Origin of the sequence: Caballeronia temeraria (assembly GCF_001544795.2) — a bacterium.
Classification (GTDB): domain Bacteria; phylum Pseudomonadota; class Gammaproteobacteria; order Burkholderiales; family Burkholderiaceae; genus Caballeronia; species Caballeronia temeraria.
The window spans coordinates 475,618-502,080 of sequence record NZ_FCOI02000002.1; the positions used below are offsets into that span (position 1 = coordinate 475,618).

Below are 26,463 nucleotides of genomic sequence, written 5' to 3' on the forward strand. Positions count from 1 at the left end.
CAAACGCCGCGATTGCGTCTTCATGGTCTTGCCCGGCTGGAGAAAGCATGTGTCGTTGCAGGCGTCGGCTTGCATCCGAGGGGATCGACTTGATAGTTCTGTTCGCGCGTTGTCTGCTTGTTCTTGCCCTGATCGCATCGCCATTCAGCCATGCGGCCGAATCGCATGTCTCCGGCGCCAGCGCTTCACGCGCGACGGCCGACATTCGGAACGAAACGAGTCAGGCAACGGAACCGTTCAAGCTCGATGCGTCGGATAGCGGTTATGTGCACACGCTCAGGCCGATCATCGTCGGCTTGATCGAAGCGCCCGAGGGCGTCGGCGGCGCGTCGCTCCAGCCGCCGGAAGTGGCGCTCGAAAAAATCGAGCGATCGCTGGGCGTCACGTTCCAGACAAAGTCATTCAACGATTGGCCCAAGGCCGCGCGCGCTTTCCAGCATGGCGAGATCGAGATGATCGTCGCGGCTAGTCCGCCCGGAACGCTGAATTACGCGATGCACTCCGAATTGCAGCCGCTCGACGAGTTGATCCGGCGCGCGTTCAACCGAACGGGAGCGCAGGCAGTGGCATCGTCGGGCTGGAGCATCACCGCGGTGCGCTTGTTCCCGGCGCTGATCGGCGTCGCAGCCGTGCTGTTCGTGACGCTGCGCGCGTTCATTCGGCTGCAGCGGGAAATGGGCCGGCGCATGGAAACCGAGCAGCGTCTCGCCACGCAGCTCAGTTTTCAGCAAACCATGATGGAGGTGGTGCCGTATCCGCTCGTCGCGAAGGACATGCAAAACCGCTACGTCGCGGTGAATCGCGCCTTCGAGGAGGCGCTCGGCGTGCGCCGCGAAGACATTCTCGGGCGCACGAGTCTCGAAGCGCTGGCGTGGGGCGAGGCGCATAGCCGCGTGCTGCACGATCTGACGCGCGCGACACTGGCGACCGGCCAGCGTCAGGAAGTCGAAACGGAGTTCGCCGATAAGACTCACCGCGCGCGATGCGGCCTGTTCTGGACCGGCGCGTTCCTGGCGTCGAACGGGGAGCGGGCCGGCGTTGTCGGCACGATGATCGACATCACCGATATCCGCGACGCCGAAACGCGCGCGCGGCAGACCGAGCAGCGTCTTCACGACGTGACGCGATCGCTGCCCGTGGTCGTGTTCCAGTTGCGCCGCGCAAGCGACGGCGCGTATAGCCTTCCCTATATCGACGGCGATGCCCGCCAATTGCTCGGGCTCGACGTCACCGCACTCGCCGACCATCCGGTTCATGCACTCACGCACGTCCACGACGAAGACAGCGCGCGTCTTCTCGCGGAAATCGAAAATTCGGCGCGAACGCTCGAGCCGCTGCATACCGAGTTCCGTTCGACGGTGGAAGGCATCAGCCGCTGGGTTCGTGCCGATTTCGTCGCGCATCGCGAAGACGACGGCGCGGTCGTGTGGAGCGGCTATTGGGCCGACGCCAGTGTGGAGCATGCCCGCGCCGAAGAACTCGCGCGTGCGCGCGATGCCGCCGAGGCCGCGTCGCGCGCGAAGGACGATTTCCTGGCAATGATGAGCCACGAAATCCGCACGCCGATGAACGGCGTCCTCGGTCTCGTCGAAGTGCTCGAAAACACGTCGCTCAATGCCGATCAGTCGCAGATGCTCGGCATGATCCAGGATTCCGCGAGCGCGCTCCTGCAGATTCTGGACGATCTCCTCGACTATTCGAAGATCGAGGCCGGCCGGTTGACGATCGAATCGATGCCGATCGATTTGCGCGAGCTGGTGGACGGCGCAGTCGGCCTGCTCGCGGGACGCGCGCATGAAAAGGGATTGCGCGTGCGTGTCGACGTGACGCCGGAGGTGGCCGCGACCGTGAAGGGCGACAGCGTCCGGCTCAGACAGGTTCTCTTCAACCTGATGAGCAACGCGATCAAGTTCACGGCCAAGGGCGACGTTGCGCTCCACGTGCGCGTGGTCGAGCAGCGCGAGTCGGAGCAGGTGATCGAACTGTCCGTGAAGGACACCGGCATCGGGATCGCCAAAGAGGCGCAGCAGAGCCTCTTCGAGCCGTTCGTGCAAGCGGAGACATCCACGACGCGCCGCTTCGGCGGCACCGGACTGGGCCTGACGATCTGCAATCGTCTCGTCGAGCTCATGGGCGGCACAATGAGTCTGCAAAGCGCGCTGGGCGTGGGAACGTCAATGACGGTTCGCCTCACGATGCCCATCGAAACGCGGCACTATCAGATCGAAGGATTGCGGGCGAAGCGGGCCATCGTGGCCATCGACGACGACCGCGTCGCTGCCGCGCTCATGCACTATGGCGAAGCGCTCGGCCTGAGCTTGCGGCGTTGCACGCCCGATGAACTCGCGCGATCGAAGTCAGGGTCGCTTCGCGATATCGACATCGTCTTTCTGAGCGACACGCACAAAAGCGCGTCGCCGCCGGGATCACGCGTGATTCACGTCACCGAGAAGCCCAAGCCGACCGGATACCGCATTCTCGAAGACGACATCCGCGTGAGCGTCAATCCGATCTCGTGGCACGGACTCGGCGCGGCCTGTGTCGCCGCCTTCACCGGGATGCCGCGCGTCGCATCCGGCCTCGCGCTTTCCCAGGAAACGAAGATGGCGGCGCCTGATCGCGAGGACGCACTGCGCAAAGGAAAGCTGGTGCTCGTGGCCGAGGATCATCCGGTGAATCAGGAACTGATCCGCAATCAGCTGTCGCTGCTCGGATTCGCCTGCGATGTCGTGCACGACGGCGCCGAGGCTCTGGCGGCGCTCGTCGACACGCGCTACGGCTTTCTGATCACCGACTGCCATATGCCGAACATGACCGGCTACGAACTCGCGCGCCGCATCCGGGCGGATGAAGCGGGCACGGCGCGCCGTCTGCCGATTCTCGGCATCACCGCGAGCACCGCGCCCGAGGAGTTGCGCAAGTGCCGCGACGCGGGCATGGATGACTGTCTCGTGAAGCCGACGCGGCTCGCCACCTTGCGCGAGCATCTGCACCGTTGGTGGGTGACCGACAGCGCCGCACCCGAGCCGGCCGCGCATCCGGCGCAAGAGACCGACGCGTCCCCTGTCGACGACGAAGAACTCGACCTGAACGCGATGGCGCAACTGTGGGGCAGCGAGGCGACCGTCAAGGCGTTGCTGGACGCGTTCGTCTCGTCGTTCTGCGAGGATCTCGAAGCGCTGCGCCGCTTGCTGGATCGCGGCACGGTGGACGATCTGCGCGACTGGCATCATCGCGTCGTCGGGGCGGCCAGCGTGCTGCAATATCGGCCGCTGCTCACCGCGCTCGAGGATTTTCGCCGCGATCTGCATGTGAAATCGCGCGCCGTGCGTCATCGCGAGGGGCTTGCGCTCATCGCGCGATGCGAGCAACTCGTCGAACGGATCAACGTGCAAGGCGCGGCGATTATTTGATTGTCGTGAGGGGCGCCGCGAGCGCCGCGCCCTTCACACAGGATGCGCCGCGGAATCCGCTTCGACGAGTTCGCGGTCGCGGAAATGCGCGAGCGCGAAATCCACGAAGGAGCGTGTCTTGGCCGGCACGTGCCGCCGGCCCGGATAGACGATCGACACTTCCTTATCCGCGTCCTTGAGCGTGTAGCCCGGCAGCAGCCGCACGAGCGAACCCGATTCGATATCCTGCGCCACGTAGCTCTGCGGCAGCACGGCGATTCCCATTCCCGACAGCGCCGCTTGCCGCAACATGTGCGAGCTGTTCACGGCGTAGGCCGGATCGATTTCGACGCTTTCCGTCTCACCCGACGATCCGGTGAAGGACCACGCCGAGCCATGAATATCCGTCGACGGGGCGAGAAACTCGTGTGCCGTCAACGATGCCGGGCGCGCGGGCGCGCCGCGTCGCGCAAGATAGTCCGGCGATGCGACGAGGACCGATGCGACCCGCATCAGCGGGCGATTGATGAGCGTGCCGCTGTTGACGAGATGCGGCACGACGATGCCCACGTCGAAACCTTCCGCGACGAGATCGACCGGACGATGCAGCAGCGTGAGGCGTAGCTTCACGTCGGGGTATCGGTCGCGGAAGCCGCGCAGCATCGGCGTGAGTCCGAGCAACGAAAACGATGCCGACGCCACGAGCTTGAGCGTGCCCGAAGGATCGACAGAACTGCTCGCCACCGACGCTTCCATGGCTTCGATTTGCTCGATGACGAGCCGGCAGCCCTCGGCATACGCGCGTCCCGCTTCGGTCAGCGACACGCTGCGCGTGGTCCGGTTCAGCAGACGCGTGTTGAGATGCGCTTCGAGCAGCGACACATAGCGCGTGATCACGGCATTGGAGAGATCGAGCGCGGCGGCGGCGCGGCCGAACGATTCGGTCTCCGCCACCTTCAGAAAGACGCGCATCGCCTGGAGTTGATTCATTGAGAGAGCGAGGTGAGAAGCGTCCGTGGAACGCTTCAAGTATGCAGATCGATGCGGGCGATAAAAGCACCGCCTCGCGTGCGCGATCGTAGAGCGCGATGGAACGCGGGGGAATCGGACGCTTCCGATCGATGGCAGGTGTCTCAATGCGACCACTGTGGCATGGATGCAACTGTGGCCTGTCGGCACCTTTTCTCCGCGCGAGCCGGATGACACGTAAGTGCATGCGGCCTAAGCGTTAACCCATCCTGAAAATGAACTTTTCGAATTATTCGAAAAGGCTTTTGTGTTTCCTTTGTCGGCTTCTCAAAAAGACCGGGCAATAAACTTTGCCGTGCCGAATATCGGTGCTGAACCAATCGAGAGAAGACGGGAGTCGGAACTCGGCAGGCGTTTGGCCTGAAGCAACCCATCGAGTCTCCAGACTCAAAAGGAATACACATGAAAAAGACTCTGATCGTAGCGGCTGTCGCCGCTGTGGCCGCATCGTTCGCAACTGCTGCAAGCGCGCAAAGCAGCGTCACGCTGTATGGTTTGGTGGACGCAGGTCTCACGTACGTCAACAACGTGCAGGCTCCGGAAGGCGCGGGCTATCAAAAGGCGAGCGCTTGGGGCGTAACGGGCGGCAACGTCCAGATGAGCCGTTGGGGCCTGCGCGGCGCCGAAGACCTCGGCGGCGGCATGAAGGCAATCTTCACGTTGGAGAATGGCTTCGACGTGGCGAACGGCGGTAGCCTTACCTCCGAATTCGGCCGTCAGGCATTCGTCGGTCTGTCGACGAACGCTGGCACCCTGACCCTGGGCAAGCAGACCGACTCCGTGGTCGACTACCTCGGCCCGCTGAGCGCGACCGGCACGTGGGGCGGTACGTATTTCGCACATCCGGGTAATCTGGATAACCTGAACGGCGATTTCTTCCGTGAGAACAACTCCGTCAAGTTCCAGAGCGCGAACTACTCGGGCTTCTCGTTCAGCGGCCTGTATGGCTTCTCGAACTCGGCAGGCAGCTTTGCGGCTAACCGTGCTTACAGTATCGGCGCAGGCTACACGAACGCGGGTCTGAAGATCGGCGCGGCATACATGCAAGCGAACGGCATCGGCAGCAATGTCTCGGGCTCGATCACTGACGTTGCACCGTTCGATGTGAACGGCAATGTCATGACCGACGTGCGTCAGCGCACGTTCGGCGCAGGCGCGAGCTACGCGATCGGTGCAGCGACGGTCGGCGCTGTGTGGACGCAAACGCGTCAGGACCAGAACTCGAACTCTGGCTTGATCGTCACCAACAACTTCGAAGTGAACGGTCGCTACGCGTTGACCCCGGCGCTTTCGCTCGGCGCTGCGTACACGTTCACCAAAGCCAAGTACAGCTTCGAAGATGCGTCGACGCGCGTTCGCTACCACCAGTTCGGCGTGCAGACGGACTACGCTCTGTCGAAGCGCACCGACATCTATGCCGAAGGCGTGATGGAGATCGCCAGCGGTGGTCCGAAGGGCTACTACCCGGCGGCCGAGATCAACGGCGTGGCAGCTTCCTCGAGCAGCCGTCAGGTTCTCGTGACGACGGGTATCCGTCACCGCTTCTAAAGCGGTCTGAGCAGTACCAAGCTTTAACTAGCTAGAAAAGGGCGCCGCAAGGCGCCCTTTTCGCATTGGCGCCCGCTTTCGACAAAGCGAAATGCGCCCCGCACCCGGATGCTCTACCATGACGATGCGACCGTCGTCTTGAAAAGGTGACTGTTCGCCAACAGGAGAGCAACGATGATCTCGACATGCCGACCACATGTCCGCTGGATAGCCGTTCTGATGCTCACGACGCTCGCCGCGACCACGGCGCAGGCCGACACCATCGATCTGAAAGGGAATCTCCAGCCGTCGAGCGAAGTTCCGCCGCGCGTAAGCAAAGGCCACGGCATCCTCGACGCCACTTTCGACACCGACACCAAAGTGCTCGCCTGGACCGCGACCTACGCGGAACTCTCGGGACCGGTGACGATGGCGCATTTCCACGGTCCGGCGCCGGTCGGACAGAACGCGAAGGTGCAAGTCCCCATCGACAAGAAAGCGCTCGCGAGCCCGATGAAAGGACAGGCGACGCTGACGGACGTGCAGGTGACCGATCTCATGGCCGGGCAGTGGTACTTCAACATCCATACGCAGGAAAACCCGACCGGCGAGATACGCGGTCAGGTCATGCCGTCGAATTGATTCGAATCGACGATGAGTTGGCAAAGCGCTTTCGCGTGCTGGATCGTCAGCAGACGCATGCGCCCGCATAGCACGCACGCGGCGCTCGACGTCGCACTCGCGCGCAGCTACGCGTCACGCCGGATCTGGTCGCCGGCCGTGCCGAAAGGCTGGCGGCTCGACATTCGCGAGGCGGGCGACGAATGGCTCGTCCCGCCGACGCCATCGCGCGCAACCATTCTCTATCTTCACGGCGGCGGCTATTACTTCTGCTCGCCGCGCAGTCATCGCGCGATCACGTTCGGATTGGCGACGCGCGCGAACGCCAGCGTGTTTTCGCTCGATTATCGTCTCGCGCCCGAGCATCGCTTTCCGGCCGCACTCGACGATAGTGTCGCGGCTTATCGGCGAATGCTCGATGACGACGTGCCCGCGCGATCAATCGTCATCGCGGGCGATTCGGCCGGCGGCGGCCTCGCGCTCGCGACGCTGCTCGCCCTGCGCGACGCCCGCGATCCGCTTCCCGCCGCCGCCGTGTTGTTCTCACCGTGGACCGACCTGAGCTGCAGCGGCGAGTCGATGCGCACCAACGACGGCCGTGACCCGATGTACCACGCGTCGGTGTTTCCCAAAGTGGCCGCACAGTATCTCGGCGCGGCGGACGCGCGACATCCGTACGCGTCGCCCGTGTTCGGAGACTTCGAAGGCTTGTCGCCGCTCCTCATTCAGGTCGGCGACACGGAACTGCTGCTCGACGACGCCACGCGCGTCGCAACCCGGGCGCGCGCGGCGGGTGTGCGCGTCGAGCTGGAAATATGGCGCAACGTGCCGCACATCTTCCAGATCTGGGCGCCGTTCATGCCCGAAGCGCGCGACGCGCTCGCGCACGCCGCCGCATTCATCGAAGCGGCGACGGCCGCAACTCATGCTCATCGGCCGCCCATGACCTCGATCGTCTGATAAGCGCGTTCGACCGCCGAAGCGCCGTATCGACGCTCGAGTCTGCGCACGGTGAAGTGCCCATGCGCCATCTGCTGGAAGTGGTCGATGAACACGGTGTTGACCATCGCGCCGAGCACCGCGCCGATCGCCGGAATCGACTTCGCGGCGACCTGCTCGCTGACCTGCACCGAAAACCGCGACGCGACCGTCTGCAGAAACTTGAGCAGCGCCGTCGAACCATGACTGCCCAAACCTTTGGCGGCGATCTCGTTGGTCGCGCGCGAGACCGACTGCGCGAGCGCGCCGCGCACGATGAAATAGCCGAGATCGGCGTTGTCGTCGCTGGCCTTGGTGCCGCCCATGCCGAGCACCATCATGCATTGCAGTTGCGTTTCCACGCGATGCACGTCCTCGCCTTCGCTGCGCGCGATGTCGCAGATGGAGCGGAACATCAGCGTCGTCGTGACCGGCAATTCCACCGGCAACGCGAACAGGCCGAACGCGCCGCCCGCCGCGCCGGTCGTCGCGACGGCGAGCTTGTGCATCAGGTTATGCGGCTTGTCGGGCGGCGGCGCGAGCAGCGAATCCGAAGGCGCGCTCTTGCCGATCGTGCGCAGCGCCACTTGCAGGCACTTCTTGAGCGCGAGCTGCGTGGCTTCGTCGACTTTTTCCTGCGCGGCCGCCGGCAAGCGTCCCATCAGCTTTTCGATGGGCGCGCCGACGACGCTCGCCAGCTTCATCGTCAGCGACGGGCTTTCCAGCGACTCCTTCGCGCGGGCGAGGGCCGCGAAATCCTCGGTCGTGAGCGGTGAGGTGATGATCGGCGTCGGTTCCATGCGATGTTTTCTGTCCGGTGAATAGTGAATGGTCACGCGGAATTAGAGTGCGTGCCCGTGCTATGATTCCATTTCCGTTGACTAGTCAACAATTGCGCTTACAAAAGATGGCCGTTCACACAGCCGCGCATCATTCGAGCGGGCAGGTTCTGCCGTTTCGCGAATCGCTCATGGCGATGCTGGGCATTTCCTTCGTCACCATGCTGGTCGCGCTCGATCAGACCGTGGTCGGCACCGCGCTGCCGACGATCGTCGCCGAGCTCAAAGGCTTCGATCTCTACGCGTGGGTCGCCACATCGTATCTTCTGACTTCCGTCATCACCGTGCCGATTTTCGGACGGCTCGGCGATTACTACGGCCGCAAGCCATTCGTGATCGCGTCGATCGTCGTGTTCACCGTCGCGTCCGTGCTTTGCGGGCTCGCGAACAGCATGATGTTTCTCGTGCTCGCGCGCGGATTGCAGGGCATCGGCGGCGGGATGCTTGTCGGCACGGCGTTCGCGTGCATCGCGGATCTCTTTCCGGACAACGTCGTGCGCCTGCGCTGGCAGGTGATGATGAGTTCCGCGTTCGGCATCGCCAACGCGGTCGGGCCGTCGCTCGGCGGCTTTCTCACGCAATATTACGGCTGGCGCTCGGTGTTCTACGTCAATCTGCCGGTGGGCATCGTGTCGCTCTATTTCGTGTGGCGTTTTCTGCCGCATCTGCGGCACGTCGCGCACGAAGGCAAGATGCGCCTCGACTGGCCCGGCGCCGCGCTGATCGCGGTGGCGCTCGGCGCGCTGCAATTGTTCGTCGAAATGCTGCCGAAGCATGGCTTCGGCGCCGAAACGGCCGCTCTGCTCGCGATGAGCGTCGCCGCCGCGTTCGCGCTCTGGAAATGGGAGATGCGCTGCGATTACGCGATCCTGCCCGTCGACATGTTCCGCAACCAGGCGCTCGCCGCGCTCTTCACGCTCGCGATTCTCGGCGGTTTCACGATGTTCTCGATGCTCTTCTACGCGCCGCTGCTGTTCCAGGGCGGCTTCGGCATGTCGCCGAAGGACGCGGGCGTGATGATCACGCCGCTCGTCGTGTTCATTACGATCGGCAGCATCGTGAACGGGCGCATCGTCACGCGCCTGAAGAACGCCAATCTGATGCTGTATGTCGGCTTCGCGCTGCTCGCCGTGTCGTGTCTCGGCATCGTCGTCGCGACGCACAACATGCCGCGCTCGCTGCTGCTCGTGATCATGCTGCTCGGCGGCCTCGGCCTCGGCTTCGTGATGCCGAACCTCACCGTGTTCGCGCAGCAGACCGCGGGCCGCGCGCATCTGGGTATCGCGACCGCGCTGCTGCAATCGCTGCGCATGATCGGCGGGATGATCGGCACGGCGCTGACCGGCACGCTCATCGCGCATCTCTATGCGAGCGGCGTGAATCTCGCGCTCGAAAACGACCACGCGATGCATTGGGCCGCCGATCTCTCCGACCCGCAAATCCTCATCAACCGTGAAGGTCAGCAGGCGCTGCTTGCGCAACTGAGCGCGGCCGGTCATAACGGCGCGATGCTGCTCGAATCCGCGCGCGAAGCGCTCGTCGCCGCGATTCACATCGGGCTTGCGCTGGCGGCGGTGGTCGCGGTGCTGTCGGTGTGGCAATCGCGCCGCGTGCCGCCGGTGCGGCTGAAAGGGCCGCAAGAGCCGGTCATCCTCGCCGAATGATCAGGGGAAAAGCATGAATGAACAGGACCGTATCGCCGTGGTGCAACAATTCGGGCGCACCTATCGCGCGTTCATGTCGGCGTTCGAGACGGCCGTCGGCCAGCCGATGCCGCGCTGGCGCATCCTCCTCGCGTTGCACGAACACGCGGGCGTGCTGTCGCAGAAGCGGCTCGTCGAACGTCTGAAAGTGGATCCGGGCGCGCTGACGCGTCAGCTGAAGACGCTCGAAGGGCTCGGCTGGATCGTGCGCAGCGTCGATGCCCGCGACAATCGCGTTTCGAACGTGGCGTTGACGGCGCAAGGCCGCGCCATCGCCGAGGAGGGTTTGCCGCGACGCAACGCGTTCCTTCACGACACGATGGCGTCGTTGCCCGACGAGGCCATCGAGGCCTTGTCGAGCGCGCTGCACATGTTCGAGGGACGCATTCAGGAAGTCGCGGCCGCGAATGCTGCGTCGGCGGCCGCGCTCGAAGAAAAGGCTTAGAAGAACGTTTCGATCACTTCGGTGACGCGATACTTCGGATCGACGACCAGAATCTGACGCCACTTGTCGAAGGTCAGGCACGGGTGCGAAATGTCGAACGCGATCATGTCGCCAACTTTCACGTCGTCGCCCGGCTTGATACGCAAGTACGCGTGCTGATCCATCAGGCCGAAAATCTCCCAGCCGTCGCCAGGCGTCACGTCACGCGGCGCTTCGTTGCCCGGACGATAATGCTTCGCCGGCTCGGGCATCCCCGCATCGAACGCGGAATCGCGCTTGCCCAGCCCGATGATCGCGCGGTCCGGTTCCGGAATCGACTGCACATACGCCCACAATTGCAGCGCGGGCTTCAGCCCTTGCCCCATCTTCTTCGCGATCGGATTGCGCGCGAAAATCTCGTTTTGCGCCTTCTTGTAGATGCCGACGTCGTGCGTCAGATAGCAGCCGGGACGCAGCACGACTTCGATTGCATCGCTGTTGGCCTTCGCGAATTCGTCGGCGACGACGTCGTACCACGCCGATCCCGCGCCCGAGAGAATCGCCGGCTTGCGCGCGATCCTGCCTTCCGCGATCAGCTTGCGCGTGACATCGACCGCGCTCTTCAGAAACTCGCGCACTTTCGTTTCGTCCTGCAGCACGCCTTCATACAATTCGATGCCCGCAAGCTCGATCGTGCCCTGCCAGCGCGCGATCGCGGCGAGCACCGCGTCGCGTTGCGCGTCGTCGCGCACCCCGGTGCGTCCGCCCGGCACGCCGAGCTCGATCAGCACGTTCAGTTTCTTGCGCACCGAGCTGAAGAATTCGCCGAGCTGATCGACGCCATCGGCCGAATCGACGAGACAGAAGAACTCGAAATTCGCGTCGGTCAGCAACTCCGCGATCATGCCCATGTTGCGTTTGCCGACGAGCTGATTCGCCATCAGGATGCGATGCACGCCGCCGCGATACGCCGCGCGCACCTGATGCGCGGTCGCGAGCGTGATGCCCCACGCGCCGGTGTCGAGCTGGCGGCGAAAGAGTTGCGGCGCCATCGTCGTCTTGCCGTGCGGTGCGAGCTTCACGCCGTACTCGCCGACGAAGTCCTGCATCCACTTCAGATTGTGTTCGATGCGATCGGAATAGAGCACGGCGGCGGGCAGGCTCACGTCCTCTTCGAGCAGATTCCATTGCAGACGCGACGCGTCGTTCAACTGGATGCTCGTGCCCGGCACCATGCCGAGACCCTTGCCGAACGGGTCGATCGTCGCGTTCTGATAGTTTGTAACTTTCATGTGCTGCTACTCCATCGTCCGTTTAAATAAACCCTGCGCGGGATTCGATGTGCGTCAAGGTTGACGGTGCTATGTTAACCAAAGTAGCATCCGGGAAGGAAATGTTATTTAGTAACATCCGCTTCTCGTAAACCCGTGCAATCATCATGAACGGCCACGCCGACACGCTCAGTTTCGATATCGTCGCACGCATCGCGGAGCGCGCGCCCGAGTTGCGCGGCGCCGAGCGCAAGGTCGCCGCGCTGATTCTCGACGACATCGTGAGTGCGTCGCGCGCGAGCATCGGCGCGCTGGCGGACAAGGCGGAAGTCAGCGTCGCCACCGTCACGCGTTTCGCCAAGGCGGTCGGCTGCGAGGACGTGCGCGAACTGAAGCTGCGGCTCGCGCAGGCGGCGGGCGTCGGACAGCGCTTTTTGCGGCGCGATCCCGACGCCGCGCCCGATTCGCTCGCCGCGCGCATCTTCGAGGACGTGCAGGCGACGCTCGCGCAGAATCAGGGCGCGCTCGCCGCCGCGCCCATCGCCGAAGCCGCCGATGCGCTCGCGGCGGCGTCGATGATCTACGCGTTCGGCATGGGCGGCGGTTCGACCGCGCTCGCCGACGAAATGCGCTTTCGCCTCGTGCGGCTCGGGCGGCCGGTCGCGTCGTACCAGGACGGGCTGTTGCAGCGCATGGTGGCCTCGACGTTGTCGAAGGAACATGTCGTCGTCGCGCTGTCGGTGACGGGGCAGACGCCGGAAATCGTCGAAAGCTGCGCGCTCGCGAAACAATACGGCGCGCGCGTGATCGCGCTGACCGCGCCCGCGTCGCCGCTCGGCGCGCTCGCGGACTGGCTGATTCCGGTCATCGCGATCGAAACGGATTTCATCTACAAGCCGTCGTCGTCGCGTTACGCGATGATGATGGCGCTCGATTTGCTCGTCACCGAACTGGCCGTCAAGCAGGCCGATCACAGCCGCGAACTGCTGCGCCGCATGAAGCACGCGCTCGATTCGCATCGCGGCGGCGGCGAGCGTCAACCTCTGGGAGACTGATCATGGAATCGTTGAAGGCCGACACGCTGATCGTCGGCGCGCGCGTGATCGACGGCACGGGCGCGCCCGCCGTGGAGCGCGACGTCGCCGTGCGCGACGGGCGCATCGTCGCGATCGAGGCGCGCGGCGGCTTGTCCAACTGGAGCGCCGACGACGTGTTCGACGCGCAAGGCAAAGTGCTCGCGCCCGGTTTCATCGACGTCCATACGCACGACGACACGCACGTCATCCGCTCGCCGCAGATGATGCCCAAGATCACGCAGGGCGTGACGACGGTGATCGTCGGCAATTGCGGGATCAGCGCGTCGCCGGTGACGCTCAAGGGCGATCCGCCCGATCCGATGAACCTGCTCGGCGACGCCGCCGCGTTCGCATACCCGACGTTCGCGTCTTACGTCGATGCCGTGAACGCTGCGCGCCCGGCGGTGAATGTCGGCGCGCTGATCGGCCATACGGCGCTGCGCAACAATCACATGGACCGGCTGGATCGCGGCGCTTCCGCCGATGAAGTCGCCGCGATGCGCGCGCAGCTCGAAGAAGCGCTGGACAACGGCGCGCTGGGATTGTCGAGCGGGCTCGCGTATGGATCGGCGTTCAACGCGCCGCCGGAGGAAGTGCAGGCGCTCGCCGAACCGCTCGCGAAAGCGGGCGCGCTCTACACGACGCACATGCGCACGGAGTTCGACGCCATTCTCGACGCGATGGACGAGGCGTATCGCGTCGGCCGCCACGCGCGCGTGCCGGTGGTGATTTCGCATCTGAAGTGCGCGGGGCCGTCGAACTGGGGACGCAGCGTCGAAGTGCTGAAGTCGATCGAAACGACGCGCGACGGTCAGCCGGTCGGCTGCGACTGCTATCCGTACAACCGCAGCTCGTCGACGCTGGATCTGAAGCAGGTGACGGGCGATATCGACATCACGATCACCTGGTCGACGCCACATCCGGACATGGCGGGCAAGCTGATCCGCGAAGTCGCGGACGAATGGAAGGTGACGCAGCAGGAAGCGGCGAAGCGTTTGCAGCCGGCGGGCGCGGTGTATCACAACATGTCGGAAGACGACGTGCGGCGCATCCTCTCGCATCCCGCGACGATGGTCGGCTCCGACGGCTTGCCGAACGATCCGCTGCCGCATCCGCGTTTGTGGGGCGCGTTTCCGCGCGTGCTCGGCCACTATGCGCGCGACACGGCGCTGATCCCGCTCGAAAAAGCGGTGCGCAAGATGACGAGCTTGTCGGCGCGGCGTTTCAGTATCGCGGAGCGCGGCGAAGTGAAGGTGGGCTATCACGCGGATCTGGTCGTGTTCGATCCTGAGCGCGTGATCGATTCCGCGACGTTTGCGAATCCGCAGCAGGCGGCCGAAGGCATCGACGCAGTGTGGGTGAATGGCGTTTTGACGTATCGCGAGCAGGCCGTGACCGGCGCGCGCGCGGGACGTTTCGTGGCGCGCGGGGCGGCATCGAAACTGGATGCGGCCGGCGCGTTTTGAGAATGTGTTCGAGTAAGGAAAAGGAGTCGGAAAGATGAAGCGTTATGGCGTTGAAGGTGGCAAGGGACAAGGCGGCGCGCATATGCCGTTCGCACGTGCGGTCGAGGCCGATGGCTGGCTGTTCGTATCGGGCCAGACGCCGATGGAAGACGGCGAGGTGATCAACGGCGGCATCGTCGAGCAAACGCACAAGGCGATTCAAAACGTCATCGCCATTCTGAAGGAAGCGGGTTACGGCACCGAGCACGTCGTGCGTTGCGGCGTGTGGCTGGACGATCCGCGCGATTTCGCGTCGTTCAACAAGGTGTTCAAGGAGTACTTCGGCGCGAATCCGCCGGCGCGGGCTTGTGTCGTATCGTCGATGGTGATCGACTGCAAGGTCGAGGTGGATTGCGTGGCGTATAAGAAGCCCGCCGCCTGAAGCCGGGCGTCCGCTGCAAACGCGCGTCGCGAATCAAGCCGCGCGCGCGCACATGTCGAGGCATGCGGCCGCCAATTCGGGCGGCACGCCGGCCTCACCCAGCTTGGCGATCACGTGCTCGCGTTCTTGCGTCTCCATGATGCGGGTGTAGAGCGCCCCCATACAGTCGAACTTCCTCAACTCGAAGTAGCGGAACATCAACTGCGCGAATTCACGCGAAGCGAAAGTGCGGCGATCCATTGCCCGAAAGAGTTCGATCATGTCGGCGTCGCTCGTGTGACGCCACATGTTGAACGCGCCGTGGAAGCCAAAGGTCGGCGCGTTGGGCAGCGCATGTTCGTACCCGAACGGGTCCGCGATCTCGGCAGGTGCGAAACGGATGCCGTATGCGGCTTCGAGCGCGGGCCGCAGTGCGCGGCAGATGACGACGTCTTCAGCCGAATCGCCGAACGTCGGGACATCGGGACGCGCCAGCAGTTTCAAAAGGCGCAAGGAGCGAAGCGAGAATCCGCCATTGCCGACATCCTGCGGAGCTTCGAACCACGGCCAGCGCGGGCCGATATAGTCGTAATCAAGGAAATCCGGCCGCCACGCCCGAGGCTGAAGCACATAGCCATCCCATTGCACGATCAGAACCCAGGGTGTTGCAATATGCCGATGCAGCTCCTTGAGCATGAATCGCGAATATTCTGCGCTCGATCCGATTCGATCGATTTTCACGACGCGCGTGGGCGATGAAACCGAAGGCTCGCTGTCGGTCAGAAGGATCACATCGGCGAAATCGCACAGCGCCGAGGAGTGTGCGAGCGCGCGCGCGGCAAGCATGGGGTTCAGGCAGTCGACCGCGCACACGGTGACGTCAGGCAGGTTCAGGCGATTCATCGTCTACTCGCGAGAGGCCGCGCGGATCGGCGTTTCGTTGTTCGAATTTTTCGACGCGCGCAGTGACGAGAATGCAACTGATTCCGGCCGCGCGGCAAGTAAAAACTTTACTCGCGCGTGGGCCGGTCCAGTATAAGAAGATGATTATTTACTGCCGCGCCAACCGTGCATTATCCGGCATCGGCAAATTGAAATTCGTGCGGAACGGGTTGATATCCAGCCCGCCGCGCCGTGTATAACGCGCGTACACCGCGAGCCGCTCCGGCTTGCACTCCCGCATGATGTCCATGAAGATGCGCTCGACGCATTGCTCATGAAACCCGGTATGTTCGCGAAAAGAAACGATATACCGCAACAATCCCGCGTGATCGATCTGCCCGCCGTAATAGCGGATCTGCACGCTGCCCCAGTCCGGCTGTCCCGTCACCGGGCAATTGGATTTCAGCAGATTCGAAAACAGCGTCTCGTCGACGGGCGCTTCGTCGTGCGTCGCCGTCAATAACGACGGATCGGGCGAGAACACGTCGCAGTCGAGATCGAGCCGGTCGAGCGACAAACCGTCGAACTCTTCCATCGCGAGCTTGCCGAAATCGGCGGGCGCCGCGAGCTGCACCGACACCGTCGCGCCGCACACGGCGGAGACATCGCGCTTGATGGCGGCGCGCACGTCGTCGACCGAATCGAACTGCGTCTGCGCGAACGAGCCGAGATACAGCTTGAACGACTTCGATTCGACGATGTTCGGCGAATCCGCCGGCACGAAGAACGTCGCGACCGCGATCTGCGGCTTGCCGCGCTTGTTCAGCCACGACAGCTCGTACGCGTTCCAGATGTCCGTGCCGAAGAACGGCAGGCGCTCGGGCACGGCGATCGCGTCGCGCGCGCGTTTGCGGTCGATCGGAAACAGCAACGACGCGTCGTACTGTTCGGTGTAGTGGACGGGCTTGCCGAGCGGAGATTGGTCGGGTGTCATGTTGCGTTCGCTATGCCGCTGAGAACGTGCCCCGTCGCCGTGACGACGCGAGCCGATTCGCAGTGGCGGATTTGATCGTCGAAGAAAAAGTCGGGCTCGAATTCGCGCAGGAATTCGCCCTTGTCGAGGCCGCCTAGGAACATCGCTTCGTCGATTTCGATGTTCCAGGCCATCAGCGTGCGGATCGCGCGCTCGTGCGCGGGCGCGGAGCGCGCGGTGACGAGCGCCGTGCGGATGCGCATCGGCGATTGGCTTTCGTTGTCGTCGGCGATGCGTTGCAGCTTGTTCAACGCCGCGAGCAGCGGTTTCAACGGGCCGTCCGGAAGCGGCGACGCGCGTTTATCCGTTTCATGGCCGACGAACGCGCGCAGACCATCGCTCTGGAAGACGCGCTCGGCTTCGTCGGAGAAGAGCACGGCGTCGCCATCGAACGCGATGCGGATTTCATCCGCGTACCGGCTCGCGGCGCGCGGCGTTTCCGGCAGCACGCGCGCGGCGGGAAAACCGGCGGCGAGCGCATCGCGCACATCGTCCGGATTCGCCGACAGAAACAGCGACGCCCGCAGCGGCTTCAGATACGCGAACGGCGAACGGCCGCGCGTGAACACGCCGCGCTCGATCGCGAGACCGTGCTCGCGGCACGAATGAAACGCGCGCAGGCCGCTGATCGGATCGCTGCGCGACAGGATCACCACTTCGACGCGCTGCTCATCCGAATTCAGCGCGAGCAGCTTGCGAATCAGCCCGAACGCGACGCCCGGCTTCGCGGGCTGGTCGAGCCGCGAGCGTTGCAGCGCTTCGTATTGCGTGAGATCGCCGGTCTCGAAGACGCGGTTTTCTTCCTCGAAATCGAAGAGCGCGCGCGACGAAATCGCGACGACGAGCTTGTCTTCGAGCGTGAACTTCGGCATGACTGATCAGGCCAGGAAGAGCTGGTAGACCGGATTCGCGCCTTCGTCCCACCACGGATAGCCGAGCGTCGCGAGGAAGCGCTCGAACTCCGCGTTGTCCGACTGCGGTACCTGAATGCCGACGAGAATCGAGCTGTAATCCGCGCCCTGATTCCGGTAATGGAAGAGGCTGATGTTCCAGTCCGGCGCCATCGACGAAAGGAATTTCATCAGCGCGCCCGGGCGCTCCGGAAACTCGAAACGCAACAGACGCTCGTCCCGCGCGAGCGGCGAACGTCCGCCGACCATATAGCGGATGTGCTGCTTCGAGAGCTCGTCGTGCGAGAGATCCACCGTCGCGAAGCCATGCTCGATGAACGCCGTCATCATCTGCGCCGTTTCCTTGCGCGACTTGATCTGCACGCCGACGAAGATATGCGCGGCTTTTTCGTCGGCGATGCGGTAGTTGAACTCCGTCACGCTGCGTGTGCCGACGAGCTCGCAGAAGCGCCGGAAGCTGCCGCGCTCTTCGGGAATCGTCACGGCGAACACGGCCTCGCGCGCCTCGCCGACTTCCGCGCGCTCCGCGACGAAGCGCATGCGGTCGAAGTTCATGTTCGCGCCCGACGTCACCGCGATGAGCGTCTTGCCTTCGATGCCCTCGCGCTCCGCATACAGCTTCGCGCCCGCGACCGCGAGCGAGCCGGCCGGTTCCAGAACGCTTCTCGTGTCCTGGAAGACGTCCTTGATCGCGGCGCAGAGCGCATCGGTGTCGACGGTGATGACTTCGTCGAGCAACTCGCTGCACAGCCGGAACGTTTCCTCGCCGACCAACTTCACCGCCGTGCCGTCCGAGAACAGGCCGACTTCGGAGAGCGTGACGCGCTCGCCCGCCTTGATCGATTGCGCCATCGCGCACGAATCCTCGGTCTGCACGCCGATCACCTTGATCTCCGGGCGCACCGCCTTGATGTACGCCGCGACGCCCGCCGCCAGCCCGCCGCCGCCGATCGGGCAGAAGATCGCGTGAATCGGGCCCTGATGCTGGCGCAGGATTTCCATCGCGACCGTGCCTTGTCCGGCGATCACGTCGGGATCGTCGAACGGATGCACGAAGGTCAGGCCGCGTTCTTCCTGAAGCTGCACGGCGCGCGCGTAGGCGTCGCTGTACGACTCGCCCGCGAGCACCACTTCGACCGTCGGGCCGCCGTGCGCGCGGATCGCGTCGATCTTCACTTGCGGCGTGGTCGTGGGCACGGCGATGACCGCGCGGCAACCGAGCCGCGCCGCCGACAACGCGACGCCCTGCGCGTGATTGCCCGCCGACGCCGTGATCACGCCGCGCGCGAGCACGTCGGCGGAAAGGTTCGCCATCTTGTTGTAAGCGCCCCGAATCTTGAACGAGAAAACCGGCTGATTGTCCTCGCGCTTGAGGAACACGGCGTTGTGCAGGCGCGCGGACAGGTTGCGCGCGGGTTCGAGCTCGCTTTCACGCGCGACGTCGTACACACGCGCGGTCAGCACTTTTTTCAGGTAGTCGGGATGTGTCATGCGAGGAATCGTCACGCGGCGACAACGCACGCGGGTTTTGAGGGCGAAAGCTTCAATGATAGCGCCAACCGCGCGCTTTCCGGGCGCGCCATGCGTTCAGACCGGCCGGACGGTCGTGCAAAAAAGCGTCGAAAATGCCGAAAACGTGTCGCGATTTCGCACGCAAAAGCCCCTTCTCGCTGCTAGCGCCCGCGAACGCGCGCCCGCCCGATAGGTTAGAATTTCCTTTTACGAATCAGCAATCAGGATCGGCAGATGCACCGGCAGCTTCGGATCGATTTTCTGGCGCATGTTTCCCGCGAGTCGCATCCCGCGGCGCAAAGGCATGCGCGCCACGCGCGATCGTGGCGTTGATCCAGGGCACACCGAAGGCGCCGTGACGAGCCCGGCGCCCTTCGCCAAGAGAGAAGTCTCATTCGAAAATTTGCGCCCCCACGCGCATCGCCGGCATTGCCGCTTTCTTGGCGCGAGCGCCGGCACACCGAACCGTCGAACATGAACGCACCTCAAGCCTTCGATCCGAACGGCGCCCATGCCGCCTTGGCGCTCGATATCGAGCCGCGTCTCCGCGAAATTCCCTATAACTACACGTCGTTTTCCGATCGTGAAATCGTCATGCGGCTCCTGGGCGACGAAGCCTGGGCCGTGCTCGACGAACTGCGTAACGAACGCCGCACCGGCCGCTCGGCGCGCATGCTGTACGAAGTGCTCGGCGACATCTGGGTCGTGCGCCGCAATCCGTATTTGCAGGACGACCTGCTCGACAATCCGAAGCGCCGCGCGATGCTCGTCGAGGCGCTGAATCACCGTCTCGCGGAAATCGAAAAGCGCCGCAGCGCCGATCTCACCGCGCACAGCGACGAAGCCGGCAGCCGCGAGCGCGCCGGCCGCGTGCAACTGCTGATCACGGCCGCGCGCCGCGCCGTCGACGATTTCGCCGCCGAATTCGGCAGCATGGCCGATCTGCGCCGCCGCGCATCGCGCGTGCTGGGCAAGGAGACGCAAAAGGACAACATCAAGTTCGACGGCCTCTCGCGCGTCGCGCACGTGACGGATGCGACCGACTGGCGCGTCGAATATCCGTTCGTCGTATTGACGCCCGATACCGAAGCCGAAATCGCCGGTCTCATCAAGGCGTGCTTCGAACTGGGCTTGACCGTGATTCCGCGCGGCGGCGGCACCGGCTACACCGGCGGCGCGATTCCGCTCACGCCGTTCTCGGCCGTCATCAACACGGAGAAGCTGGAGCAGCTCGGTCCCGTTGAAATGACAGATCTGCCGGGCGTCGATCACAAGGTCGCGACGATTTTCTCCGGCGCGGGCGTGGTCACGCGGCGCGTCACCGAAGCGGCGGAGCAGGCGGGCTTCGTGTTCGCCGTCGATCCGACGTCACTCGATGCCTCGTGCGTCGGCGGCAATGTCGCGATGAACGCGGGCGGCAAGAAGGCGGTGTTGTGGGGCACGGCGCTCGACAATCTCGCGTGGTGGCGCATGGTCGATCCGGAAGGCAACTGGCTCGAAGTCACGCGTCTGGATCACAACTGCGGCAAGATTCACGACGTCGACGTGGCGCGTTTCCGGCTCGACTGGTTCGACGGCAATCGTCCGCCGGGCGAGAAGCTTTTGCGCACCGAGAACCTCGACATCACCGGGCGCACGTTCCGCAAAGAGGGCCTCGGCAAGGACGTCACCGATAAATTCCTCGCCGGTCTGCCCGGCGTGCAGAAGGAAGGCTGCGATGGCCTGATTACGTCGGCGCGCTGGATTCTGCACAAGATGCCCGCGCACACGCGCACCGTCTGCCTCGAATTCTTCGGCCAGGCGCGCGATGCGATTCCGAGCATCGTCGAAATCAAGGACTATCTGTTCGAAACGTCGAAGCAGGGCGGCGCGATTCTCGCCGGCCTCGAACACCTCGACGAACGCTATCTGCGCGCGGTCGGCTATGCGACCAAGAGCAAGCGCAACGCGTTTCCGAAGATGGTGCTCATCGGCGATATCGTCGGCAATGACGCCGATGCCGTCGCCTCCGCCACGTCCGAAGTCGTGCGCATGGCGAACGGCAAGAGCGGCGAAGGCTTCGTCGCGGTGAACGCCGAGGCGAGGAAGCGCTTCTGGCTCGACCGCTCGCGCACGGCCGCGATCGCGAAGCACACGAACGCGTTCAAGATCAACGAAGACGTCGTGATTCCGCTCGATCGCATGGGCGAGTACACGGACGGCATCGAGCGGATCAACATCGAGCTGTCGCTCAAGAACAAGCTGCAACTCGTCGATGCGCTCGAAGCGTTCTTCCGCACCGGCAAGCTGCCGCTCGGCAAGACCGACGACGCGAACGAAATCCCCAGCGCCGAGCTGCTCGAAGATCGCGTGCAGCAGGCGCTCGATCTGCTCAAGCGCGTGCGCGAGCGCTGGACGTTCGTCGGCGACAAGCTCGACATGCCCTTGCGCGAGGCGCAGCACTATCTCGTGAATCTCGGCTACGAAGCGCTCGCTGAGAAGTTCGCGGATCGCGTCGATATTCAGCCGGACGCCAACGTGTTCCACGTCGCGCAGGATCGCACGGTGCGCATCTCGTGGAAGCAGGAGATTCGCGCGGAACTGCGCCAGATCTTCAACGGCGGCGAATTCAAGCCGATCCTCGACGAAGCGCAGGCCATCCACAAGCACGTGCTGCGCGGGCGCGTGTTCGTCGCGCTGCACATGCACGCGGGCGATGGCAACGTGCACACGAACATTCCCGTCAACTCCGACAACTACGAGATGCTGCAGGACGCGCATCACGCGGTCGCGCGCATCATGAAGCTCGCGCGTTCGCTCGATGGCGTGATCTCGGGCGAGCACGGCATCGGCATCACGAAGCTGGAGTTCCTGACCGAAGAGGAAATCGGCGATTTCCGCGCATACAAGCAGCGCGTCGATCCGCACGGTCGCTTCAACAAGGGCAAGCTGTTCGACGGCGCGGATCTGCGTAACGCCTACACGCCGTCGTTCGGGCTGATGGGCTACGAGTCGATCATCATGCAGCAGTCGGATATCGGCGCGATTTCCGAGTCGATCAAGGACTGCCTGCGCTGCGGCAAGTGCAAGCCGGTGTGCGCGACGCACGTGCCGCGCGCGAACCTGCTGTACAGCCCGCGCAACAAGATTCTCGCGACGTCGCTGCTCGTCGAGGCGTTCCTGTACGAAGAACAGACGCGCCGCGGCGTGTCGATCAAGCATTGGGACGAATTCAACGACGTCGCCGATCACTGCACGGTCTGCCACAAGTGCGTGACGCCGTGTCCGGTGAAGATCGATTTCGGCGATGTGTCGATGAACATGCGCAATCTGCTGCGCAAGATGGGCAAGAAGAAGTTCAACGCGGGCAACGCGGCGGGCATGTTCTTCCTGAACGCGACGAATCCGCAGACCATCAATCTCGCGCGCAACGTGATGATGGGCTTCGGCTACAAGGCGCAGCGTTTCGGCAACGACGTGCTGAAGAAAATCGTCAGGAAGCAGACGGCGAAACCGCCCGCGACCGTCGGCAAGCCGCCGGTCGTGACGCAGGTGATCCACTTCGTCAACAAGAAGATGCCGGGCAATCTGCCGAAGAAGACGGCGCGCGCGCTGCTGGATATCGAGGACAACAAGATCGTTCCGATCATCCGCAATCCGCAGACGACCACCGTCGATTCGGAAGCGGTGTTCTATTTCCCGGGTTGCGGCTCGGAGCGTCTCTTCTCGCAGGTCGGACTCGCCACGCAGGCCATGTTGTGGGAAGCGGGCGTGCAAACCGTGCTGCCGCCAGGCTATTTGTGCTGCGGCTATCCGCAGCGCGGCTCGGGCCAGTACGACAAGGCCGAGAAGATCGTGACGGACAATCGCGTGCTGTTCCATCGCGTCGCGAATACGCTGAACTATCTCGATATCAAGACCGTCGTCGTGTCGTGCGGAACCTGCTACGACCAGCTTGCGGGCTATGAATTCGAGAAGATCTTCCCGGGCTGCCGGATCATCGACATTCACGAATTCCTGCTCGAAAAGAACATGAAGCTCGACGGCGTGACCGGCACGCGCTACATGTACCACGACCCGTGTCACTCGCCGATCAAGACGATGGACCCGGTCAAGCTCGTAAACGATCTGATGGGCTCCGAGCGAGACGGCTACAAGATCGAGAAGAACGATCGATGCTGCGGCGAATCGGGCACGCTCGCGGTCACGCGTCCCGATATTTCGACGCAGGTGCGCTTTCGCAAGGAAGAAGAGATCCGCAAGGGCGCGGCCAAGCTGCGCGGCATTCCGCTTGTCGCGGAAGCGGGCGCGAACGGGATCAATATCGCGAATGCGTCGGCGGGCGCGGCGGGCGCGCAGCCGGGATCGGTGCTCAAGGCCGGGGACGGCCCTCAGCCGAATGGTCAGGACGTGAAAATCCTAACGAGCTGCCCGTCCTGCCTGCAAGGTCTGTCGCGCTACAACGAGGACGCCAACGTCGAGGCGGACTATATCGTCGTGGAAATGGCGCGCAAGGTGCTCGGCGAGAACTGGATGGAACAGTACGTCGAACGCGCGAACAATGGCGGTATCGAGCGCGTGCTGGTGTAATAGCGAAATTGAGGTTTGATTCGCTAGAGGTATGAGATGGACTGTGTGTTTTGCCGTGAAGACGGCGGCGAAGTGCTGTGGTCGGACGACGCGTTGCGCGTCGTCCTTGCCGATGAGCCCGACTGGCCGGGCTTGTGTCGTGTGATCTGGCGCGCGCACGTCGCCGAAATGTCGGATTTGCCGGATGCCGACCGCGCGCGCGTGATGACGGCCGTGAACGGCGTCGAACGCGCGATGCGCCGCGTGCTCGTGCCGGAAAAAATCAATCTGGCGAGCCTCGGCAATCAGGTGCCGCACGTCCACTGGCACGTCATTCCCCGTTTTTCCAACGATTCCCGCTTCCCTCTGCCGATCTGGGCGCCGCGCCAGCGCACGGTGTCCGAGTCGCAGCTATCGAAGCGCCGCGCGCAGGCCACACTCCTGCGCGAACAGGTGCGCAACGAGCTGAACCAGGCGTTCGGCCATCAATAAGACGAGATCATGAGCGGACTCACTTCCACGACGCCGATTCCCACCGGCGTCGTCGTGCATTCGAAATCGCGCGTGCTGGAACTGCAATACGGCGGCGAGTCGTATCGCGTGCCGTTCGAGCTGTTGCGCGTCTATTCGCCATCGGCCGAAGTGCAGGGGCACGGCCCGGGCCAGGAAACGCTGCAGACGGGCAAGCGCGAGGTGACGATCATCGGTATCGATCCGGTCGGGCATTACGCGTTGCAACTGAATTTTTCGGACGGCCACAATACCGGCATCTATTCTTGGGACATCCTGCACGACCTGGCGACGCGTCAGGACGATTTGTGGCGCGAGTATCTGGCGAAGCTGGAAGCCGCGGGCGTGGACCGCGACACGCCGATGGCCGCGAAACCATCCGGCGGCCATTGCCACTGAGCATCAGGGCTGCGGCGTAAAGCCGCACGTCCGGCGCGACGATTGCGCAGACATAGAACGAACAACAGGCGAGGAATAAGCGCGATGAGCAAGACCCACTTCGGATACGAAACGGTCGAGGAGCATGACAAGGCGAAGAAGGTAGCGGGCGTGTTTCACTCGGTCGCGAGCAACTACGACTTGATGAACGACCTGATGTCCGGCGGACTGCATCGGATCTGGAAGCACTTCACGATCGGGCAGGCCAAGGTGCGGCCGGGCTACAAGGTGCTGGACATCGCGGGCGGTACGGGCGATCTGGCGATGGCGTTCGCGAAGCAGGCGGGGGAATCGGGCGAAGTCTGGCACACGGACATCAACGAATCGATGCTGCGTGTCGGGCGCGACCGGCTGATCGACAAGGGCGTGCTGACGCCCGCGCTGCTCTGCGACGCCGAGAAGATCCCGTTCCCGGACAATTATTTCAATATCGTTACGGTTGCCTTTGGTTTGCGTAACATGACGCACAAGGATCGCGCGCTGGCGGAAATGACGCGCGTGATCAAGCCGGGCGGCAAGCTGCTCGTGCTCGAGTTCTCGAAAGTGTGGGAGCCGCTGAAGAAGCCGTACGATATCTACAGTTTCAAGATTTTGCCGTGGCTTGGCGAAAAAGTGGCCAAAGATGCGGAGAGCTATCGTTACTTGGCCGAGTCCATCCGCATGCACCCGGACCAGGAAACTTTAAAAACCATGATGGAACAAGCAGGCCTGGATCGAGTCGAATATTACAATTTGTCAGGTGGCGTGGTAGCGTTACACGTCGGGACGAAATTTTGATGTTCCACTCACTTAAGGATTCGATATGTTCGATTCGCGCAAACCCCAATCCCGGGGTTTCCTGAACCTCTTCTTCAGGAAGGCCGGAATCTTGGCGCTGGCTGGCGTTATTGCGGCTGGCGCAATCTTCGCGGAAACGGCGGAAGCCAAACGCATGGGCGGCGGCCGCAGCATGGGCCGTCAGTCGGCCACGGCGACGCAGCAGCATCAGGCGACGCCGCCGTCGCAGTCCATGCAGCAAGGCCAGGCGGGTCAGGCGGCGCAAGCCCAGCGCGCGCAGCCCGCACCGGCAGCGCCTGCCGCGCAGCCCGCGCGTAACCGCTGGCTCGGTCCGATCGCGGGTCTCGCGGCGGGTCTGGGCATCGCGGCGCTGCTGTCGCACTTCGGGCTCGGCGAAGCGTTCGCCGGCGCGATGGCCAACATGATCATGATCGCGTTGATCGTGCTGGCGGCCGTCATGCTGTTCCGCTTCATCATGCGCAAGCGCCAGGGCAACCAGGGCAACAACACGCCGGCCTACGCCGGCATGGGGTCGGCCGCGGGTTCGCCGTACGGTGCAGCCGGGCGTCAGAGCCTGAATCAGGAGCCGCCGCAGATGCCGCAGCAGCCGACCGGTTTCGGTGCGAACTACATCGAATCGCCGGTGTCGCAAGCGCCCGCGAATCCGAACGTGCCGGCCGGTTTCGACACCGAGGCATTCGTGCGTAACGCGAAGGTCTACTTCGTGCGACTGCAGGACGCGTGGGACCGCGGCAACGTCAACGACATCCGTGAATTCACGACGCCCGAAATGTTCGCCGAAGTGAAACTCGACGTCGACGCACGCGGCAGCGCGCCGAACCGCACGGACGTCGTGCAGCTCAACGCGGACCTGCTCGGCGTCGAGGATCGCCCGGCCGAGTATCTCGCGAGCGTGCGCTTCCACGGCCTGATCCGCGAGTCGGAAGGGGCGGCGGCGGAGCCGTTCGTCGAGGTCTGGAACCTGTCGAAGCAGAAGGTCGGCAACGAAGGCTGGCTGCTGGCGGGCATTCAGCAGGTGAGCTGAAGTCTGACCGAGCCCTTGGCCGAATGGCCAGGGCGCCGGCAACCGTCAGTGTGATAAGCGGTTGCGAAGGTAGAATAGAAA

Annotated in this window: 21 protein-coding genes; 14 read left to right on the plus strand and 7 right to left on the minus strand. The window is 63.7% G+C overall.

Features of this window, described 5'->3' with window-relative positions:
* Positions 1-89 precede the first annotated feature (89 nt).
* Complete coding sequence (locus AWB76_RS04775) at positions 90-3,413, plus strand: ATP-binding protein (RefSeq protein ID WP_096031250.1); 3,324 nt, start codon at positions 90-92, stop codon at positions 3,411-3,413.
* 33 nt (positions 3,414-3,446) lie between these two features.
* Here the strand turns inward: AWB76_RS04775 and AWB76_RS04780 are convergent, their stop codons facing one another.
* Positions 3,447-4,382: a LysR family transcriptional regulator gene (locus AWB76_RS04780; RefSeq protein ID WP_061158951.1), complete on the minus strand. Its 936-nt coding sequence runs from the start codon at positions 4,380-4,382 to the stop codon at positions 3,447-3,449.
* Between the two features lie 441 nt (positions 4,383-4,823).
* Between AWB76_RS04780 and AWB76_RS04785 the strand changes: the two genes are divergently transcribed.
* The 3 genes from AWB76_RS04785 to AWB76_RS04795 all read left to right on the plus strand — a co-directional run bounded on the left by AWB76_RS04785 (position 4,824) and on the right by AWB76_RS04795 (position 7,529).
* Positions 4,824-5,969 (plus strand): porin, encoded by a 1,146-nt coding sequence (locus tag AWB76_RS04785; protein WP_061158952.1) that lies wholly within the window; start codon positions 4,824-4,826, stop codon positions 5,967-5,969.
* A gap of 219 nt (positions 5,970-6,188) precedes the next feature.
* Complete coding sequence (locus tag AWB76_RS04790) at positions 6,189-6,590, plus strand: CHRD domain-containing protein (protein ID WP_374729908.1); 402 nt, start codon at positions 6,189-6,191, stop codon at positions 6,588-6,590.
* A 12-nt stretch (positions 6,591-6,602) separates the two neighbouring features.
* Positions 6,603-7,529 carry an alpha/beta hydrolase gene (locus AWB76_RS04795; RefSeq protein ID WP_061158954.1) on the plus strand — a complete coding sequence of 309 codons (927 nt, stop codon included), beginning with the start codon at positions 6,603-6,605 and terminating at the stop codon, positions 7,527-7,529.
* Here AWB76_RS04795 and AWB76_RS04800 read toward each other — a convergent pair.
* Positions 7,499-8,347 carry an EcsC family protein gene (locus AWB76_RS04800; protein WP_061158955.1) on the minus strand — a complete coding sequence of 283 codons (849 nt, stop codon included), beginning with the start codon at positions 8,345-8,347 and terminating at the stop codon, positions 7,499-7,501. The two genes, AWB76_RS04795 and AWB76_RS04800, sit on opposite strands and share 31 nt — an antisense overlap.
* Before the next feature lie 107 nt (positions 8,348-8,454).
* Here AWB76_RS04800 and AWB76_RS04805 point away from each other — a divergent pair, with 107 nt between their 5' ends.
* Together AWB76_RS04805 and AWB76_RS04810 are read left to right on the plus strand one after the other, a co-directional pair.
* Complete coding sequence (locus AWB76_RS04805) at positions 8,455-10,050, plus strand: MFS transporter (protein WP_061158956.1); 1,596 nt, start codon at positions 8,455-8,457, stop codon at positions 10,048-10,050.
* 13 nt (positions 10,051-10,063) lie between these two features.
* Complete coding sequence (locus AWB76_RS04810; protein WP_061158957.1) at positions 10,064-10,534, plus strand: MarR family winged helix-turn-helix transcriptional regulator; 471 nt, start codon at positions 10,064-10,066, stop codon at positions 10,532-10,534.
* Here AWB76_RS04810 and AWB76_RS04815 read toward each other — a convergent pair.
* On the minus strand, positions 10,531-11,805 hold the full coding sequence (locus tag AWB76_RS04815; RefSeq protein WP_061158958.1) for an amino acid deaminase: 1,275 nt from the start codon (positions 11,803-11,805) through the stop codon (positions 10,531-10,533). The genes AWB76_RS04810 and AWB76_RS04815 overlap by 4 nt on opposite strands.
* Positions 11,806-11,951: 146 nt before the next feature.
* On the opposite strand from AWB76_RS04815, the gene AWB76_RS04820 reads away from it, so the two are divergent.
* Genes AWB76_RS04820 through AWB76_RS04830 form a run of 3 tightly spaced genes read left to right on the plus strand, consistent with a single transcriptional unit; the run spans position 11,952 to position 14,747 of the window.
* Positions 11,952-12,839 carry a MurR/RpiR family transcriptional regulator gene (locus AWB76_RS04820; RefSeq protein WP_061158959.1) on the plus strand — a complete coding sequence of 296 codons (888 nt, stop codon included), beginning with the start codon at positions 11,952-11,954 and terminating at the stop codon, positions 12,837-12,839.
* A 2-nt stretch (positions 12,840-12,841) separates the two neighbouring features.
* Complete coding sequence (locus AWB76_RS04825) at positions 12,842-14,326, plus strand: N-acyl-D-amino-acid deacylase family protein (protein ID WP_061158960.1); 1,485 nt, start codon at positions 12,842-12,844, stop codon at positions 14,324-14,326.
* A gap of 34 nt (positions 14,327-14,360) precedes the next feature.
* Positions 14,361-14,747, plus strand: a complete 387-nt coding sequence (locus AWB76_RS04830) for a RidA family protein (protein ID WP_061158961.1) — start codon at positions 14,361-14,363, stop codon at positions 14,745-14,747.
* 33 nt (positions 14,748-14,780) lie between these two features.
* Here AWB76_RS04830 and AWB76_RS04835 read toward each other — a convergent pair whose 3' ends face one another.
* The 4 genes from AWB76_RS04835 to ilvA all read right to left on the minus strand — a co-directional run bounded on the left by AWB76_RS04835 (position 14,781) and on the right by ilvA (position 19,043).
* On the minus strand, positions 14,781-15,629 hold the full coding sequence (locus AWB76_RS04835) for a DUF5672 family protein (protein WP_061158962.1): 849 nt from the start codon (positions 15,627-15,629) through the stop codon (positions 14,781-14,783).
* Between the two features lie 148 nt (positions 15,630-15,777).
* Positions 15,778-16,602: an NADPH-dependent 7-cyano-7-deazaguanine reductase QueF gene (gene queF / locus AWB76_RS04840; RefSeq protein ID WP_061158963.1), complete on the minus strand. Its 825-nt coding sequence runs from the start codon at positions 16,600-16,602 to the stop codon at positions 15,778-15,780.
* Positions 16,599-17,513, minus strand: a complete 915-nt coding sequence (locus AWB76_RS04845) for a 5'-nucleotidase (protein ID WP_061158964.1) — start codon at positions 17,511-17,513, stop codon at positions 16,599-16,601. The genes queF and AWB76_RS04845 overlap by 4 nt, the downstream gene beginning before the upstream one ends.
* Before the next feature lie 6 nt (positions 17,514-17,519).
* A complete protein-coding gene (ilvA, locus tag AWB76_RS04850; RefSeq protein WP_061159024.1) occupies positions 17,520-19,043 on the minus strand; it encodes a threonine ammonia-lyase, biosynthetic in 1,524 nt (507 codons plus the stop codon).
* A 495-nt stretch (positions 19,044-19,538) separates the two neighbouring features.
* Here ilvA and AWB76_RS04855 point away from each other — a divergent pair, with 495 nt between their 5' ends.
* From AWB76_RS04855 to AWB76_RS04875, 5 genes are all read left to right on the plus strand, one after another.
* Positions 19,539-23,633, plus strand: a complete 4,095-nt coding sequence (locus tag AWB76_RS04855; protein ID WP_061159025.1) for a DUF3683 domain-containing protein — start codon at positions 19,539-19,541, stop codon at positions 23,631-23,633.
* 36 nt (positions 23,634-23,669) lie between these two features.
* Entirely contained in the window at positions 23,670-24,104 is a 435-nt protein-coding gene (locus tag AWB76_RS04860) for an HIT family protein (RefSeq protein WP_061158965.1), read from the plus strand.
* A gap of 9 nt (positions 24,105-24,113) precedes the next feature.
* Entirely contained in the window at positions 24,114-24,521 is a 408-nt protein-coding gene (locus AWB76_RS04865) for a gamma-butyrobetaine hydroxylase family protein (protein ID WP_061158966.1), read from the plus strand.
* 84 nt (positions 24,522-24,605) lie between these two features.
* Entirely contained in the window at positions 24,606-25,337 is a 732-nt protein-coding gene (ubiE, locus tag AWB76_RS04870; protein ID WP_061158967.1) for a bifunctional demethylmenaquinone methyltransferase/2-methoxy-6-polyprenyl-1,4-benzoquinol methylase UbiE, read from the plus strand.
* A 25-nt stretch (positions 25,338-25,362) separates the two neighbouring features.
* Positions 25,363-26,382, plus strand: a complete 1,020-nt coding sequence (locus tag AWB76_RS04875; RefSeq protein ID WP_061158968.1) for a Tim44 domain-containing protein — start codon at positions 25,363-25,365, stop codon at positions 26,380-26,382.
* The last annotated feature ends 81 nt before the right edge of the window (positions 26,383-26,463 follow it).

What these genes read in the sequence shown, in the direction of transcription:
- AWB76_RS04780 (WP_061158951.1), bottom strand. Translation starts at nt 4,382, where the DNA reads ATGAATCAACTCCAGGCGATGCGCGTCTTTCTGAAGGTGGCGGAGACC.
- AWB76_RS04785 (WP_061158952.1), top strand. Translation starts at nt 4,824, where the DNA reads ATGAAAAAGACTCTGATCGTAGCGGCTGTCGCCGCTGTGGCCGCATCG.
- AWB76_RS04790 (WP_374729908.1), top strand. Translation starts at nt 6,189, where the DNA reads ATGCTCACGACGCTCGCCGCGACCACGGCGCAGGCCGACACCATCGAT.
- AWB76_RS04795 (WP_061158954.1), top strand. Translation starts at nt 6,603, where the DNA reads ATGAGTTGGCAAAGCGCTTTCGCGTGCTGGATCGTCAGCAGACGCATG.
- AWB76_RS04800 (WP_061158955.1), bottom strand. Translation starts at nt 8,347, where the DNA reads ATGGAACCGACGCCGATCATCACCTCACCGCTCACGACCGAGGATTTC.
- AWB76_RS04805 (WP_061158956.1), top strand. Translation starts at nt 8,455, where the DNA reads ATGGCCGTTCACACAGCCGCGCATCATTCGAGCGGGCAGGTTCTGCCG.
- AWB76_RS04810 (WP_061158957.1), top strand. Translation starts at nt 10,064, where the DNA reads ATGAATGAACAGGACCGTATCGCCGTGGTGCAACAATTCGGGCGCACC.
- AWB76_RS04815 (WP_061158958.1), bottom strand. Translation starts at nt 11,805, where the DNA reads ATGAAAGTTACAAACTATCAGAACGCGACGATCGACCCGTTCGGCAAG.
- AWB76_RS04820 (WP_061158959.1), top strand. Translation starts at nt 11,952, where the DNA reads ATGAACGGCCACGCCGACACGCTCAGTTTCGATATCGTCGCACGCATC.
- AWB76_RS04825 (WP_061158960.1), top strand. Translation starts at nt 12,842, where the DNA reads ATGGAATCGTTGAAGGCCGACACGCTGATCGTCGGCGCGCGCGTGATC.
- AWB76_RS04830 (WP_061158961.1), top strand. Translation starts at nt 14,361, where the DNA reads ATGAAGCGTTATGGCGTTGAAGGTGGCAAGGGACAAGGCGGCGCGCAT.
- AWB76_RS04835 (WP_061158962.1), bottom strand. Translation starts at nt 15,629, where the DNA reads ATGAATCGCCTGAACCTGCCTGACGTCACCGTGTGCGCGGTCGACTGC.
- queF (WP_061158963.1), bottom strand. Translation starts at nt 16,602, where the DNA reads ATGACACCCGACCAATCTCCGCTCGGCAAGCCCGTCCACTACACCGAA.
- AWB76_RS04845 (WP_061158964.1), bottom strand. Translation starts at nt 17,513, where the DNA reads ATGCCGAAGTTCACGCTCGAAGACAAGCTCGTCGTCGCGATTTCGTCG.
- ilvA (WP_061159024.1), bottom strand. Translation starts at nt 19,043, where the DNA reads ATGACACATCCCGACTACCTGAAAAAAGTGCTGACCGCGCGTGTGTAC.
- AWB76_RS04855 (WP_061159025.1), top strand. Translation starts at nt 19,539, where the DNA reads ATGAACGCACCTCAAGCCTTCGATCCGAACGGCGCCCATGCCGCCTTG.
- AWB76_RS04860 (WP_061158965.1), top strand. Translation starts at nt 23,670, where the DNA reads ATGGACTGTGTGTTTTGCCGTGAAGACGGCGGCGAAGTGCTGTGGTCG.
- AWB76_RS04865 (WP_061158966.1), top strand. Translation starts at nt 24,114, where the DNA reads ATGAGCGGACTCACTTCCACGACGCCGATTCCCACCGGCGTCGTCGTG.
- ubiE (WP_061158967.1), top strand. Translation starts at nt 24,606, where the DNA reads ATGAGCAAGACCCACTTCGGATACGAAACGGTCGAGGAGCATGACAAG.
- AWB76_RS04875 (WP_061158968.1), top strand. Translation starts at nt 25,363, where the DNA reads ATGTTCGATTCGCGCAAACCCCAATCCCGGGGTTTCCTGAACCTCTTC.